This window comes from Candidatus Flexifilum breve, from assembly GCF_016713355.1.
In genome coordinates, this window is sequence record NZ_JADJPI010000021.1 from 110291 (window position 1) to 123850 (window position 13560).

General features: G+C 61.7%; 14 protein-coding genes and 1 pseudogene. 7 read left to right on the forward strand and 8 right to left on the reverse strand.

What is annotated here, in order from left to right:
* Nucleotides 1–92: 92 nt before the first annotated feature.
* Nucleotides 93–1448, reverse strand: coding sequence for a mercuric reductase (locus IPK17_RS18955; protein ID WP_343419259.1), 1356 nt, complete (start codon nt 1446–1448; stop codon nt 93–95).
* A gap of 139 nt (nt 1449–1587) precedes the next feature.
* Between IPK17_RS18955 and IPK17_RS18960 the strand changes: the two genes are divergently transcribed.
* Nucleotides 1588–3252: a CAP domain-containing protein gene (locus tag IPK17_RS18960; protein ID WP_343419260.1), complete on the forward strand. Its 1665-nt coding sequence runs from the start codon at nt 1588–1590 to the stop codon at nt 3250–3252.
* 214 nt (nt 3253–3466) lie between these two features.
* Here IPK17_RS18960 and IPK17_RS18965 read toward each other — a convergent pair whose 3' ends face one another.
* The 6 genes from IPK17_RS18965 to IPK17_RS18990 form a co-directional block, all read right to left on the reverse strand.
* Entirely contained in the window at nt 3467–3946 is a 480-nt protein-coding gene (locus IPK17_RS18965; RefSeq protein ID WP_343419261.1) for an SH3 domain-containing protein, read from the reverse strand.
* The gene (locus IPK17_RS18970; RefSeq protein WP_343419262.1) at nt 3937–4275 is read right to left on the reverse strand and encodes an SH3 domain-containing protein; all 339 of its coding nucleotides are present in this window, start codon (nt 4273–4275) and stop codon (nt 3937–3939) included. Before IPK17_RS18970 ends, IPK17_RS18965 begins: the two co-directional genes overlap by 10 nt.
* Before the next feature lie 193 nt (nt 4276–4468).
* Nucleotides 4469–5053, reverse strand: coding sequence for a hypothetical protein (locus tag IPK17_RS18975; protein ID WP_343419263.1), 585 nt, complete (start codon nt 5051–5053; stop codon nt 4469–4471).
* A 4-nt stretch (nt 5054–5057) separates the two neighbouring features.
* The gene (locus IPK17_RS18980) at nt 5058–6296 is read right to left on the reverse strand and encodes a GAF domain-containing sensor histidine kinase (RefSeq protein WP_343419346.1); all 1239 of its coding nucleotides are present in this window, start codon (nt 6294–6296) and stop codon (nt 5058–5060) included.
* The gene (locus IPK17_RS18985) at nt 6269–6790 is read right to left on the reverse strand and encodes a HAMP domain-containing protein (RefSeq protein WP_343419264.1); all 522 of its coding nucleotides are present in this window, start codon (nt 6788–6790) and stop codon (nt 6269–6271) included. Before IPK17_RS18985 ends, IPK17_RS18980 begins: the two co-directional genes overlap by 28 nt.
* Nucleotides 6790–7497, reverse strand: a complete 708-nt coding sequence (locus IPK17_RS18990) for a hypothetical protein (RefSeq protein WP_343419265.1) — start codon at nt 7495–7497, stop codon at nt 6790–6792. Before IPK17_RS18990 ends, IPK17_RS18985 begins: the two co-directional genes overlap by 1 nt.
* Before the next feature lie 504 nt (nt 7498–8001).
* Between IPK17_RS18990 and tsaE the strand changes: the two genes are divergently transcribed.
* From tsaE to IPK17_RS19020, 6 genes and pseudogenes are all read left to right on the forward strand, one after another.
* Complete coding sequence (tsaE, locus tag IPK17_RS18995) at nt 8002–8493, forward strand: tRNA (adenosine(37)-N6)-threonylcarbamoyltransferase complex ATPase subunit type 1 TsaE (protein WP_343419266.1); 492 nt, start codon at nt 8002–8004, stop codon at nt 8491–8493.
* Nucleotides 8494–8589: 96 nt separating this feature from the next.
* Complete coding sequence (gene tsaB, locus IPK17_RS19000) at nt 8590–9267, forward strand: tRNA (adenosine(37)-N6)-threonylcarbamoyltransferase complex dimerization subunit type 1 TsaB (RefSeq protein WP_343419267.1); 678 nt, start codon at nt 8590–8592, stop codon at nt 9265–9267.
* A gap of 59 nt (nt 9268–9326) precedes the next feature.
* Nucleotides 9327–9701 (forward strand): annotated as a pseudogene (locus tag IPK17_RS40620) (GNAT family N-acetyltransferase); the annotation flags it as partial.
* Nucleotides 9702–10035: 334 nt separating this feature from the next.
* Nucleotides 10036–10695, forward strand: a complete 660-nt coding sequence (locus tag IPK17_RS19010; RefSeq protein WP_343419269.1) for an O-methyltransferase — start codon at nt 10036–10038, stop codon at nt 10693–10695.
* Nucleotides 10696–10708: 13 nt separating this feature from the next.
* The gene (locus tag IPK17_RS19015) at nt 10709–12496 is read left to right on the forward strand and encodes a PucR family transcriptional regulator (RefSeq protein ID WP_343419270.1); all 1788 of its coding nucleotides are present in this window, start codon (nt 10709–10711) and stop codon (nt 12494–12496) included.
* Nucleotides 12468–12977 carry a GNAT family N-acetyltransferase gene (locus tag IPK17_RS19020; protein ID WP_343419271.1) on the forward strand — a complete coding sequence of 170 codons (510 nt, stop codon included), beginning with the start codon at nt 12468–12470 and terminating at the stop codon, nt 12975–12977. Before IPK17_RS19015 ends, IPK17_RS19020 begins: the two co-directional genes overlap by 29 nt.
* Here IPK17_RS19020 and IPK17_RS19025 read toward each other — a convergent pair.
* Entirely contained in the window at nt 12974–13522 is a 549-nt protein-coding gene (locus IPK17_RS19025) for a Uma2 family endonuclease (RefSeq protein WP_343419272.1), read from the reverse strand. The genes IPK17_RS19020 and IPK17_RS19025 overlap by 4 nt on opposite strands.
* Nucleotides 13523–13560 lie beyond the last annotated feature (38 nt).

Here is a 13560-nt window from a genome sequence, read left to right on the forward strand (position 1 = left end):
GGGGCGTCCGCCGACCACAGACGCGCAGAAGTGCGTCCCTACGGTATCTTACAGGTTCTCGCTACATGTGCCGACGGCGTCCCAAAGTGACGCTAGATCGGCTCGACCTTTTCGAGCATGGTCGGCAGCAGTTCATTGACCGTCGGGTGGATGAACATCGCGTCGCGCACCGCTGTGTACGGCGCTTTGGCGATCATGGCCATCGTGAAGGTGTGAATCACCTCGTCACCCGTCAGGCCGAGCACCGCCGCGCCAAGGATCTGCTGCGTCTCCGCATCGATCAGCACCTTCATAAAGCCGTCGGTCTGCCCGAATTCCCGCGCGCGGGCAACGCTCGACATGGGCAGCGTCGCTTTGAGCGCGGGGCGACCGCTTGCCTTAACTTCGTTTTCGCTCAAGCCGACGCGACCGAGCGGCGGATCGGTATACACGGCGTAGGTGGGAATGCGATCCGACTGCTTGCGCTTGGGCTGGTCGAGATTGGCCTCGATGATCTGGTAGTCGTTGTACGAGGTGTGCGTGAACAATCCGTGTCCGTTCACATCGCCGAGCGCGTACACGCCGGGGACGGTCGTTTGTAAATAGTCGTCCACCTGAATGAAGCCTTTGTCGTCCACGGCAATCCCGGCGCGGTCGAGGCCGAGGCGGTCGCTGTTCGGCTTCACGCCGACCGCCAGCAGCACATGCGATCCACTCACGCCGCCGTGCCCATCCACGCGCGCCATGATCGTGTCGCCGCGCTGCTTGAGCGAGGACACCTGCGCATTGAGCAGCAGGCGAATGCCTTCCGCTTTGAGCACTTTCGTGAGCGCATCGGCAATATCCTTGTCCTCGCGCGGCAAAATCTGCCCGCCGGACTGGATCACTGTGACTTCGCTGCCGAAACGGCGAAACACCTGCGCGTATTCGATGCCGACATAGCCGCCGCCCACAATGATCAGGTGGCGCGGCAGTTCGGTCAGGTCGAGCAGCGATTGGTGCGTCAGATAGGGGATTTCGTTCAAACCGGGAATCTCCGGCGGATTAGGTCGCGCGCCGACATCCAGATAAATGCGTTCGGCTTCCACCACCTGATCGCCGACGCGCATGGTGTGCGGCGCTGTGAATTCGGCGTGCCCGCGGATGAGCGTCAGCCCATCCATGTTCCCGTAGCGTTTCTCCATTGCGCCACGGGAGGTGAGCACGGCGTCGCGCTGGCGCTGCATGACACGCGCGAAGTCCACGCGCACCTCCTCGGCGTGAAAGCCGAATTCGGCGCCGCGCCGCGCCGTATGAATGGCGTGCGCGCTCCCGATCAGCGTTTTGCTCGGCGTACAGCCATAATTGACGCACGACCCGCCGAGTAAATGCTCCTCGATCAGCGCGACTTTTTGGCCGCGCGCCACCAACGCGCGAGCTAACGGCGGGTTGGCTTGGCCAGCCCCAATCAACAGTGCATCAAACCGCATGCTGTTCCCCTTTACCCGAATGATAGGTGTATTGAAACACAGACGCGGGATATTTCATAATTATTTCACGAGTGAATGCTTAATACCCCTTTATAATGCAAGTTTAGACATAGTTGCGAAAAATTAACTTGGAGTCCCCATGGTTCGCCGCACTGCTGCTCTGCTGGTCTTCACTGTTCTGGCTCTTATCGTACCGTTTGCACACGTTTTGGGTCAGTCGGTTCCCCAAACCAACCCCGCGTTAGAACGCCGCATTGTCGGCGAAATCAACGATTGGCGGGTGAACATGGGGTTAGCACCGCTGGCACCAAATGCTGTCCTTCAGCAAATGGCTCAGGATCAGGCGCGCTACCTGATGACGACGAACATCCCCCAGAACGGCGGTGATTTCCACCGGGACGGACAGGGACGCTATCCGCAGCAGCGCGCGACGCAATCTCCTTACAACTGGCCGACCTACGGCCACCCGGACACGGTGATCGTCGGCGAGAATGCGGCGGTCGGCACAGTCGACTCCGCGCTGAACTTCTGGCACAATTCCAGCCTCCACGCGCAGACGATTCAGAACGCCAATTTCCGCGAGATCGGCGTCGCAGCGCTCGACGGCGTCGGTGATGACACGCTGTTCGTCGCGGTCTTCGGCGGGCGTCCGAACACGCTGCCCGTGCTCTTCAACCCGGCGCGCAGTGTGCTCTACATGACGGGCGATCCGTCACGCTATGCCGCGCAGACCACCGACAACATTCGCATGCCGATCACTTATCAGTTCCTCGATGAAAATGGGAGCGCGCTCGGCACGCCGCAGATTTTCCAGACGAATGTGGTGCTGCCGCAGGAACTCGGCGACCGCTTCAGCGTGCGCTTCTCCGATGGGCGCATGGAAATTGATACGCCCGTCGAGATCGGGAAAGCCGTCGCCGTCTCAACGCAGTACGACAGCCAGCTCGTGTATGCAGGCGCGCCTGCTGCGGCGACCGAACGGGTCAGCTCCGGCGAAATCCGCGCGGTCTCCGGCGTGAGCGAAATCGACGCGGCCATCCTCGCCAATTATCCGAATCAGGATGTGAGCGCCGCCGCCGCGCTGCTCAGCGAAATCAACACCTTCCGCCTCGAAAACGAGGCATGGCCGCTGCGCGCCAGCACGACCCTGCAAGCGCTCGCGCTCCAGCATGCCGACTACCTGATTAACCAGACGGAGCTGGACGATAACGACAATCTGCACGTCAACGCGGCGAACGAAGGATTGGAAATTCAGGCGCAGGTTGAACCGTTCGCGTGGCCGACCTTCGGCCCGGAGCAAGCGCCGCTCATCGGCGACACCATCGCCATCGGCGACGTCGATTTCGCCATGCGCTTCTGGCGGCAGTCGCTGCGTGACCGGGCGACCCTGCTGAACAACGAATACCGCGAAGTCGGAATTGCGGCGCTGCCCGCGCCCGCGGGCGGCAATGTGCTGGTCGTGGTCTACGGATCGCGTCCCAATGTCGTGCCGATTTCCTACCTGCCAGATCAGCATATGCTGCTGCTCTCCAACGAGACGAACACCTATGGCGGCGGCGAAGAGCAGGTGATCGGCACCATTCAACAGGTGATGATCTTCGACGAAAACGGCGCACCGCTCAGCGACGGTTGGATCGACTGGAGTCCCGTGATCGAACTGCCGGAAGGCATCACCACCACCCATTTGTTCATCGTGTGCACGGACGGCCTGCGTTTCGTCCATGTGCAGGTAGATCTGGAGGGGCAAAGCCTCGACCTTTCGCGCAATGTCGCGGTGCTGCCGGAAGGCGCACAGGGCGGCTGACGTCTCGCCACTCATGCAGAACACAAACGCGCGGCAGGCTGTCCCTCAGGCATTCTCATTACAGGGGCAGACCTACCGCGCGTTTGCGTTTTGGGGAGATCAACCTGCGAACAATGGTAGGGGCCCACCTACGTGTGCGCCCCAAAACGGGCAGACACATCGGTCTGCCCCTACAGCGTGTTTCCCAAGGAAAGCCCAGCCAGCCGGGTTGCTGTTACGGATTGACCGGCAGCGCCAACAATTCGTCGTTGGTGATGGCAAACAGCCGCGCCACGCCCCAGCCTTCGACCCCTGCATAGCCGACATATACCCAGTCGCCGCGCTCCGAGCGCGCAATCGGCGTGACCTCGGCGTTGTACGGCACAATGATCGTCAGCGGCGAGCTGAGCGTCGGCTCAAGGTGCAGGCGCGCGTTGAACAGCGTCCGCACGAGCAGTGACGGCGGAATGAGGCCTGCGCCCGTGCTGTCGGGCACAAGAATCGGCAGGCCCGACGGATCGCCCGTCACGGTCACGGTGAAATACGCGACCCAACCTTCGGTTTCGTCATCCAAATGGATCATCAGCCAATCGTTTTGAGCGCTGCTGCGGGCAATGACCTCGACCTCATCATTGACATCCAACTGTCCGATGATCTCCCCGTCGATACCGGGGGCGCTGCGCACATTGACGCGCCCGTAGGCAATCACACGCACGGCGGCTTCGGGCCCGCTTCAACCGTCGTGTCGAGAATGGGCAGCGTGGTCACATCGCCGTCGGGCCGCAGTATAAACGCCGGAATCCAGCCGCCCGCATCTTCCAGCGTGATGTGCAGCCAGCGCCCTGCAGCGCTCTCCCGCCCATCAACGATCACCTGATCGCCATCTTGCAATTGGCCGACAATCTCAAAGCGGGGATCGGGGCCTGACCGGACGTTGGTCGTCCCGTCAACTATCCCAGTGATCGTTTCCGTCTGCGCGGCGACCCCTTCGGCGAACAGCCCGGTGGTCAACAGCGCCAGCAGACTTAGCATGAGTAAACGCATGAGCATCCTGTCTCGTTCACTTCGAGTTCATGAACGAAAACATTACATTTCATCTGAACCACGATGATTCTAGCGCACAATGGCGGAATTATCACCCCGTACTTTCTAGGGGGTAAGAGCCAGCCTCACCCCAAACCCCTCTCCCAAGGGAGAGGGGCTTAGGCAGTGGAGTTTATCCGCCAGATAAGAGAAGTTACGAGCGGAGAAGGAGCTTTTCGAGATCATCAGCGAGTTGAGTCCAGAGCGCCGCGCGCAAAGCAACCTGCTTGGGATCAGAATCAGCTCTGCCTTGCATGAAGATCGCCGCACGGTGGTCTTCTCCGTAGAACGTCTTGGTGTAATACTCTGAATTTTCACCCCAATAGTCATTCAGGATCGTGGCCATCGTGATACTGGCAACCATACTGACGATGCTGTCGCCAAATTCTCCGGCGTGCTCAAAGTATTGTTGCGGCCTCGAAATCCCCTTGAAGGCATTCCGAAAATTGCTCACCCCCGGCCAATCCCAATACCGATGCATAATAGCATCTAGCACCTTGCCCACCTGATCCAGCGCTTCAAGCGGCAAGTCACTAGCGCGGGGAAGGTCTTCATCGTGCGGATGAAATGGCGCGAAGTCGGTCAAAAAGCGCTGCGCCCAGCGCACAACGATCTGTACCGCGTCGGCTGCCGGAACGCCGGGAAGCAATTCCGCTAAGCGTTCCAAGCACGCATTCCATTGATCAGCTTGAGCAGCGGCGCGTAAACCTTGTAGGGCAGTTCTTGCTTGCTCATCCATCGCTTTACACCTGTGCGCCGAGCTGGAGGGCGCGCTGCGGCGTGCGCGGCGTCTGCGGCGGGACGAGCGGCAGCCGGACAGTGAAGGTCGAGCCAGCGCCGATCTCGGTCTCGACGGTGAGCGTGCCACCGTGCGCCTCGACCAGATGGCGCGAAATCGGCAAGCCCAAGCCGGTGCCCTCAATGCCCATCGCCTTGGCGCGGGTCGAGCGCTGGAACGCCTCGAAAATCTTGGGCAGTTCATCTTCGGGGATGCCGATGCCGCTGTCGCTCACCGTGAAGGTCACCGCCTCGTCGTCGGCGGCGATCTGGAAGCGCACATCGCCCGCCGGGGTGAACTTGACCGCATTCGAGAGCAGATTGAGCAGCACCTGACGGATGCGCCGCGCGTCCATCACGACCGTCGGCAGCGTCTCCGGCATGTCGATTTCGAGCGAGACATCGCGCTTGGCGTCCATTTGCGCCAGCGTGGAGTCGAGCGCGTCTTCGATGATCGGGCGCACTTCGGCGGGCTGGAAGTACAACTGCATTTCGCCCGCTTCGATCTTGCTCACGTCGAGCAGATCATTGATCAGGTACAGGAGCAGTTCGGCGCTGCGCACGGTCTGATCCAGCCGCTTGCGCTGTTCCTCGTTCACCTTGCCAAACGAACCAATGCGCATGAAGTCGAGGTTGTTGATGATCAGGTTGAGCGGCGTGCGCAGTTCGTGCGTCACGCTGGCGAGGAAGCGCGTCTTGACCTCGTTGGCGCTGTTGGCCTTCTGCATGGCGATATCCAATTGGCCGTACAACTGCGCCGAGCGCACCACGGGCGAGACGAGGTTCGCCAGCAGCGTGAGCAGCCGTGCATCATCCGCACTGAAGTTGGGTGCATCAGCGGAACGCCCCGCCACAATCGCCCCAATCGGCTCGCCCGAATACATCAGCGGCACGGCGAGCGCCCGTTCGATGTACGGCGCCACCCACCCGAGCCGCCCTTCCCAGTGCAGATAATCTTCGAGCACCAGCCACTGCGCGGTTTCGACCACCTTGCCCGCCAGCCCGTCATGCACGCCGATGACGCGGCCAATCGTCCCGGCATCGTCGCTGGTGCTGGCGACCAACTGCAAGCCCGTGCGGTCTTCGGTCACCAACCAGATGCCGGAATACGACGCCTGCAGCAAGTCGACCACGCGCCCGGTCAGCGTGGAGAGGATGATGTTCAGGTAGTACTCGCTCACGACCGAAAGCGACGCATCATACACGGCGCGCAGTTCGGCGGCACGGTTGAGCTCGTCGGTCTGCGCGACTTGCAGTTCATTCGTGCGGTCGGCGACGCGCTTTTCCAGCGTGCGGCTCCACATCGAGAGCGAGTCAAGGGATCGGCGAGGTTGGACTTCATGTCTTCCAACGACCGCGCCAGCCCGCCCATCTCATCGCCGCGGTTCTGGTAGCCGACCTGATAGCGCATATCGCCTGAACCGATCTCCTGCGCGGTACTGGTCAAATCGACCAGCGGCGTGGTGATGGCGGTGGCAGCAAAGCGGTCGAGCAGCCACCCGAGCGCACAAATCACCACCAGAATCAGGAACACGATTTGCAGCAGTTCTTCATCCGATTCATCGCTGACATCTTCCTCGGAGACGAGGCCGATCAGGTGCCATGCGCCGTCCATCAGCGGCGTATTGATGACGTAGAGCGCTCCGGTATCGTACGGAGTATCTTCCATCATCGCATAGCCGGTCAGCGCCTGGCTCATCAGGGGCAGCGGTCAGCCTGCGGATCGGTGAGCGCTGCCGCGCCCCTGCCCCCGGCGGCGACCACCTGCTCGGCAGTCGTCACGACCGCGCCATACGGATACGGGCTGTTCTCCGTCAGCGTTTCCAGCCATTCGGCGAGGCGCGGGCCAGTGATCTCCGCCCAGATGTAACCGCGGGTGCCGGGCAAGCGCAGCGCATAGATCAGACTCGGCGTACGCGTGGTGCCATACGGGTCGGCGCTGTAAAACCACACGGATTCGCTCAGCGCAAGGTCAACCAACGGCGCGAGTTCCGCGGGAATAGCGCGCACGGTATTTTTCTGACGGGGGGCGGTCACGGTCAACGGGCGGCGAAACAGATTCAGGCGGTAACCACCGCTCACGGGCTGCAACGTCCCGATCCGCTGCACGAGGACATCCGGCTGACGCAGCGAGTAGCTGGCGGTTTGCCACAGCGAGAGAATCGAGTCGCGCTGCCCGTCGAGCACGCCGCCGAGCGCATAAGTGAGCGTTTCGACGCTGCGCAGTTCGCCCGTGATCGCGGCGGCGGTACTGCGATTCAGCGCGGTCAGCGCGTCCTGGGTCTGCTCGCCGACGAAGCGCACGGCGATATTCAGAATGAGCAATACGATGACGATGAGACTGACGGCTGTGTAAAGGACGACGGCGACGGTCAACCGCCGGCGTAAACTCCATTGACCAAACATACGCGCGCTCCGCCTGCTGTGGTACTCCCATTATATGTAGGCTTGATTCACGCATGCAACCATTGAGATTTGGGGAATTCCGGTTTGTGCGGCGGAGTTTTCTAACTTCACCCTTACCCCTCTCCCCACTTATGTAGGAGAGCGGAGAAAAGCGGCTTTTGCTGCCTCCCCGCACCGAATCTGAGGCGGGCTGTTAATTGTAGGGACGAGGCATGCCTCGTCCTCCTGTTCGACCACATCCGTCCCACCGCTTTAGACAACCGAGCTGCGGGAGGACGAGGCGCCTCTCCCAGGTCGGCAGAGGGTTCGGGACAGAATACCATTCCGGGGGGCGGGGGGGGGTCGGGAACAGGGAGGTGTCCCTCCAAACCTGGCCTACGGACGCTTGTCTCCCCTCGCCTTCAGGAGCGGGGCCGAGGTGAGGTGCATTACCTCCCAGATCTTTCTTCTAGCGTGGGCGATATGCCCATGTATAATGAGATTCAGGTTTCAGGAGCGATCATCGTGCCAATTTTGCGCGAAGGCGAGTTAGATATCATCAGCCACAACGCGGAGCAAACGCGCCGCTTGGGCGTCAAACTGGGGACGCTGCTGCAGCCCGGCGACATCCTGTGCCTGTCCGGCGATCTCGGCGCGGGCAAAACGGTGTTTTCCTCAGGGATTGGCGTCGGTTGGGGCGCAGATGAACCGCTCATCAGCCCGACGTTTAACCTCGTGCATGTGCATTCTCGCGCCAAAGACTCGACCCCGCTCTATCATCTTGACTGCTACCGGTTGAGCGGCGTCGCGGACGTCGATGCCATCGGCTTAGATGATATTCTGGAGGCGCGCGGCATTGTCGTCATCGAATGGGCGGAGCGCATCGCCCCGGTGCTGCCGCGCGAACGCCTGTGGATTGAACTGCGCGCGTTCGAACTGACACGGCGCAGCGTGATCTTCACGGCGGTCGGCGAACGCTACCGCAAGCTGGTCGATCAATTCACCGGGCGCACTTGAAGTCGTTGTGTAGGGACGCCATTCATGGCGTCCGCGCTTCTCATGAATTAAGATTTCGGACGCGATAAATCGCGTCCCTACGGTAAAAGAACCTTGATGCTACTAGCTATCGATACTGCTACCCAAAACCTCTCCCTCGCCCTGCATGACGGTGCGGCGGTGCGCGCCGAGCAGACGTGGTTCTCGCCGAACATGCATACGGTGCAGCTTGCGCCCGCCGTGCGCGATCTCATCACACGTGCCGACCTGACCATGGACGATTTGACCGCGCTGGCCGTCTCGACCGGGCCGGGTTCCTACACCGGGCTGCGCATCGGTGTGGCGCTGGCCAAAGGCTTGGCCGCCGCGCGGGGCATTCCGCTGGTGGGCATCCCCACGCTCGACATCCTCGCCGCCGGTCAGCCGCATTTTCAAGGTGGGCTGATCGCCGTGGCGCAGGCTGGGCGCGGTCGCATCATCGCCGCGACCTACCAGTGGCGCAAAGGGCACTGGAAGTCGCGCGGCGAAGCCCAACTGCTGGACTGGCCGACGCTGATCGGCAGCATTGACGGCGCGGCCATCGTCACGGGCGAAGTCGACGAGACGGGGCGCGCAACCATTAATGAGGCCGCGGCCAACGATGTACCCGTCACACTCGCGCCGGGCGCCTTCCGCCTGCGCCGCGCGGGTTTTCTCGCGGAAGAAGCGTGGGATCGCCTGCGCGACGCGACCGAGGCGTTTCCGGCGGCGGATGTCACCCCGATCTATGTGAAGACTAAAGATATACCCGCATGAGTCTGACGCTGCGCTACATGCGCCTCCCAGATATCCCGGAAGTCTCCGCGATTGACCGTATGGCCTTCGATCCCCCGTGGCCGCCGCGCACCTATCAGTACGAGATCACCGAATCGAACTACAGCCACATGGTCGTGCTGGAAAAGTCGGCGGGCGAGAAACCGTCGTCGAACTGGCGGCGCATCATCGGCAACTTTGGCATCCTGCCCGAGAGCAATACGGTGATTGTCGGCTATGGCGGTTTGTGGAACATCGTCGACGAAGCCCACGTGAGCACCATCGCCACACATCCGCAGTTTCGTGGCAACGGCTGGGGCGAAGTTCTGCTCGCCGCGATGATCCGGCGGGCGCTTACGCTCGGCGCCGCCTATATCGTGCTCGAAGTGCGCGTGAGCAACGTCGTCGCGCAGAACCTGTACAAAAAGTACGGCTTTGAAACGGTCGGGACGAAGATCAACTACTATCACAGCAACAACGAAGACGCCTACGATATGCGGCTGAACTTCACCAACCCCGCCGCCTACCGGGAAACGTTCGATCCGCGTTTTGAGGCGCTCAAGGCGCGCCATCATTTCGCCGATCACTACACCGATGTGCGCCTGCGGGGGGGGGGCGGGCCGCCGTCAAGGGGACAAGACACGCACAGCACCGGGCGCGCCGGCGGGGGGGGGGGGGGGGGGGGGGGGGCGGGGGCGGCTTTCCGGCGGGGCGGGGGGGCTGGCGGGGTATCTCCGCCAATCAAGTGTCACCTAGATAGAGGATATGGGCATGACTCAAGTTCAATGGACAGCAGTGGATCAGTACTTTGCCGACGCCTTTACGCCAAGCGATCCGATTTTGGAAGCCGCCTTGGCCGCGTCGGTGGCCGCGGGACTGCCGGATATTCAGGTCACGCCGCTGCAAGGTCAACTGCTGGCATTGTTGGCGCAAAGCCTCGGCGCGCGCCGCATTCTGGAGATCGGCACACTCGGTGGCTACAGCACGATCTGGTTAGCGCGCACGCTGCCCGCCGACGGCCAGCTGATCACGCTCGAACTCGACGCCCATCACGCGGCTGTCGCCCGCAGCAACTTCGCGCAGGCGGGCTTGGACAACCTGATCCAACTACGCGAAGGCAAGGCGATTGATCTGCTGCCCGGCCTGACCGAATTTGCGCCCTTCGACTTCATCTTCATCGACGCCGACAAAGACTCGACCGCCGACTATTTCGACTGGTCCGTCAAATTGGCGCGACCGGGCAGCCTGATCCTCGTGGATAACGTCATCCGCAGCGGCGGTGTGGTCGACCCGAACCATCCCGATTCGCGCGTGCAGGGCATCCGGCGCTTTGTGGCCGCCGCGGCCAACGACCCGCGCGTGCGGCTCTCCACCGTGCAGACCGTCGGCAGCAAAGGGTATGATGGTTTTGCTTTAGCGCTGGTCAAGTGATCGCAGTGAACCTATGCTCACCGTAGCGGAAATCCTCGAACTCGAAGAAATGCAGGGCGCGCAGATCGTCGCCGGTCACGAAGGCGTCGAACGCCTCGTGGAATGGGTGCATGTGTCCAGTGTGCCGGACGCGCCGCAGTGGTTGAACGGCGGCGAACTGGTGCTGACGACCGCGCTCAACCTGCCGCAAAACCCCGACGATCAGCGCCGCTACGTGCAGGCCATGGCCGATCAGGGCGTGGCGGCGCTGGCGCTGGCCGTGGGTCGCCACATCGATCACGCGCCCGACAACATGCGCGAGATCGCGGAGGCCAACGCCTTCCCGCTGATCGAAATCCCGTATCAGGCGCGCTTTGTCGATATCGCCCGTGCGACCAATCAACGCATTGCCCAGCAGCACATGGGCATGATGGAACGCGCGCTGACCATTCACCGCACGCTGACCATGCTCGTGCTGCAGGGTGGTGACCTGCGCCAGCTCGCGGTCACGCTGGCGGGCTTGATCGGTCAGTCGGTGAGCATCGAGAACGAACGCTTCGAGGCGCTGGCGAGTCACAACATCGCCGATGTCGACGAAGCGCGGCGCTACACGTTGAGCGAAGGCAAAACCGATCCGCGCTTGATCGAGGCGTTGGAAACGCGCGGCATTCTTGGCGAAATTCGCCGGACGCGTCGCCCCGTGCATCTGCCGCAAATGCCGGAAGTCGGCCTCCAGATGGAGCGCATCCTCGCGCCGATTGTCGTGCACAGCAACATCTACGGCTACGTGTGGATCATCGCCGATGACCGCCCGATCTCCAACCTCGACAGCATGGCCATCGAGATCGGCGCGACCATCGCCGCGCTCATGCTGCTGCATCAGGAAGCTATTCAAAGCGCGGAAGCGTCGCTCAAGGGCGGCCTGCTCTCGCAGTTGATCGAAGGCGAACGCGGGCGTGAAGCCATCCTCACCGATCAGGCGCTGCGCTACGGCGTCGACCTCAATCAGCCGTTCGTCGTGCTGCTGGTCGAAGATCAGGACACGGGGTCGCCGCGCCTGCTGCACCTCTACCGCCGGATCAACAGTCTGGCGGTGGCGAACAAGTGGCGCGTGGTCGTCGGGCAGTTTGCGGGCGAAGTGCTCGTCCTCCTGAGCGCCAAAGCCGACATCAAGCAGATTGCCGGGAGCATCGACGAGGGTATCGGCGATGTGCGGATCGGCGTGAGCGGCGTGCATCGCGGCGCGGATCGCGTGGGCGCGGCGCATCAGCAGTGCCGGGACGCGCTGACGATCACGCGGCGGCTGAGTCAAGATGGGCGGATCGTCCGCTTTGACGATCTCGGCTACCTGTACGCGCTCTACCGTGCCGGGAAAGAGTCGCTGCTGGGTAACCCGTTTGTCACTGGGCTGCGTAAGCTGGCAGGCGAGGGTCAAGCTGATCTGTTCAACACGCTGGAAGCGTATCTCGACGCGGGCGGCAACGGCGTCAAAACGGCGGAAATTCTGTGCATTCACCGCAGCACGCTGAACTATCGCTTGGAACGCATTCATGAGATCAGCGCGTGGGACTTGAGCGATCCCGGTCTGCGCACCAACCTACAAATCGCGCTCAAGCTGCTGCGCCTGTTTGAAGTATCCTCACCCCCTCCCAGGGGACCCCGGGTGGAGGTTCGCTGTAGGCCCAATTCCCCTCTCCTCGTTCTAGGAGAGGGAGAAGGAGCCCCGCCGCCACGGAATATGGAAGGCGAGGCTGTTTTTGCAAAACTGGAGGCGTCCGATACCAAGGACGCTGATGGACATTCGACCGCTAACCCCCGCTGACGTCGATCAATATCTCGCTATCTGGCAGCGCGCGCTGACCGATGCGCCGACCGCGTTTGGCGCATCCGCCAACGACCCGGGCATGTTTGACCGCGACCCCGCCCTGCAGCGCATCGCGCAGTCGCTGCCCTACAATCCTATTTTCGGCGTGTTCGTCGATGGGCAGCAGGTCGCGCTGTCGAGCCTGTTCTACGCGGGTCACCGCGAGAAAATCCGCCATCGCCTGCAAATTCATCAGGTGTTCGTGAATGCGCATATGCGCGGTCGGGGCATCGCCCGCGCGATGCTGAACGAGGTGATTGCGTTCGCCAGAACCATCCCCGACGCTGAGGAAATTTATCTCGCCGTCACCGTGGGCAATGAGTCGGCGCGGCGGCTCTACGCCAGCGCGGGGTTTGAGACGGCCTACTTCGACCGCCGCTATCTGAAGATCGATGGGGTGTACTACGACCTCGAATGGATGTGGCTGAGTCTGGTTTAGACGCGGCGGAACACAGCGCTCACGGGTAAGGTGAATTCAGGCAGCACGTCTCCGCCAGAAATCGTCTCGCTTTCGCCGAGCAGCTCACGCGCGTCTGGCGTCAGCACTTCGACGAGGCGCTTTTCCGGATAAATCAGCCAGACCATCCGCGTCCCATGCTGCAAATAAAAGGCCGCTTTATCGCTCATGTCCTTGAGACTGTCTTTGGGCGAACGAATCTCGACGGCGATATCCGGCATGTAGTTCGCCGCGCCTTCACGTTCGATGGGCTTATTGGTGTCGGCCACGAACGACACATCGGGAATGCGATCATTGTGCGGATCGTTCGGCGGGCGGTGCCGCGCTTTCACGGCGGCAATGCCGATCTCGCGCGTGTTCAGGTAATTGTTGAACGCGGTCACAATGTTGCCCGCGATCATGCCATGTTCGCGCGTCGGCACTTTTTCAATGATCTCCCCGTCGATGAGTTCAAACAAGCCGTGATCGGACTGCACGAGGAAACTCTCAAATTCATCAATTGTCGTGAGTTTGCGCTCTAGCACCATTTGCCCCTCCCATCCATCCGATCATAGCACGATTTTCC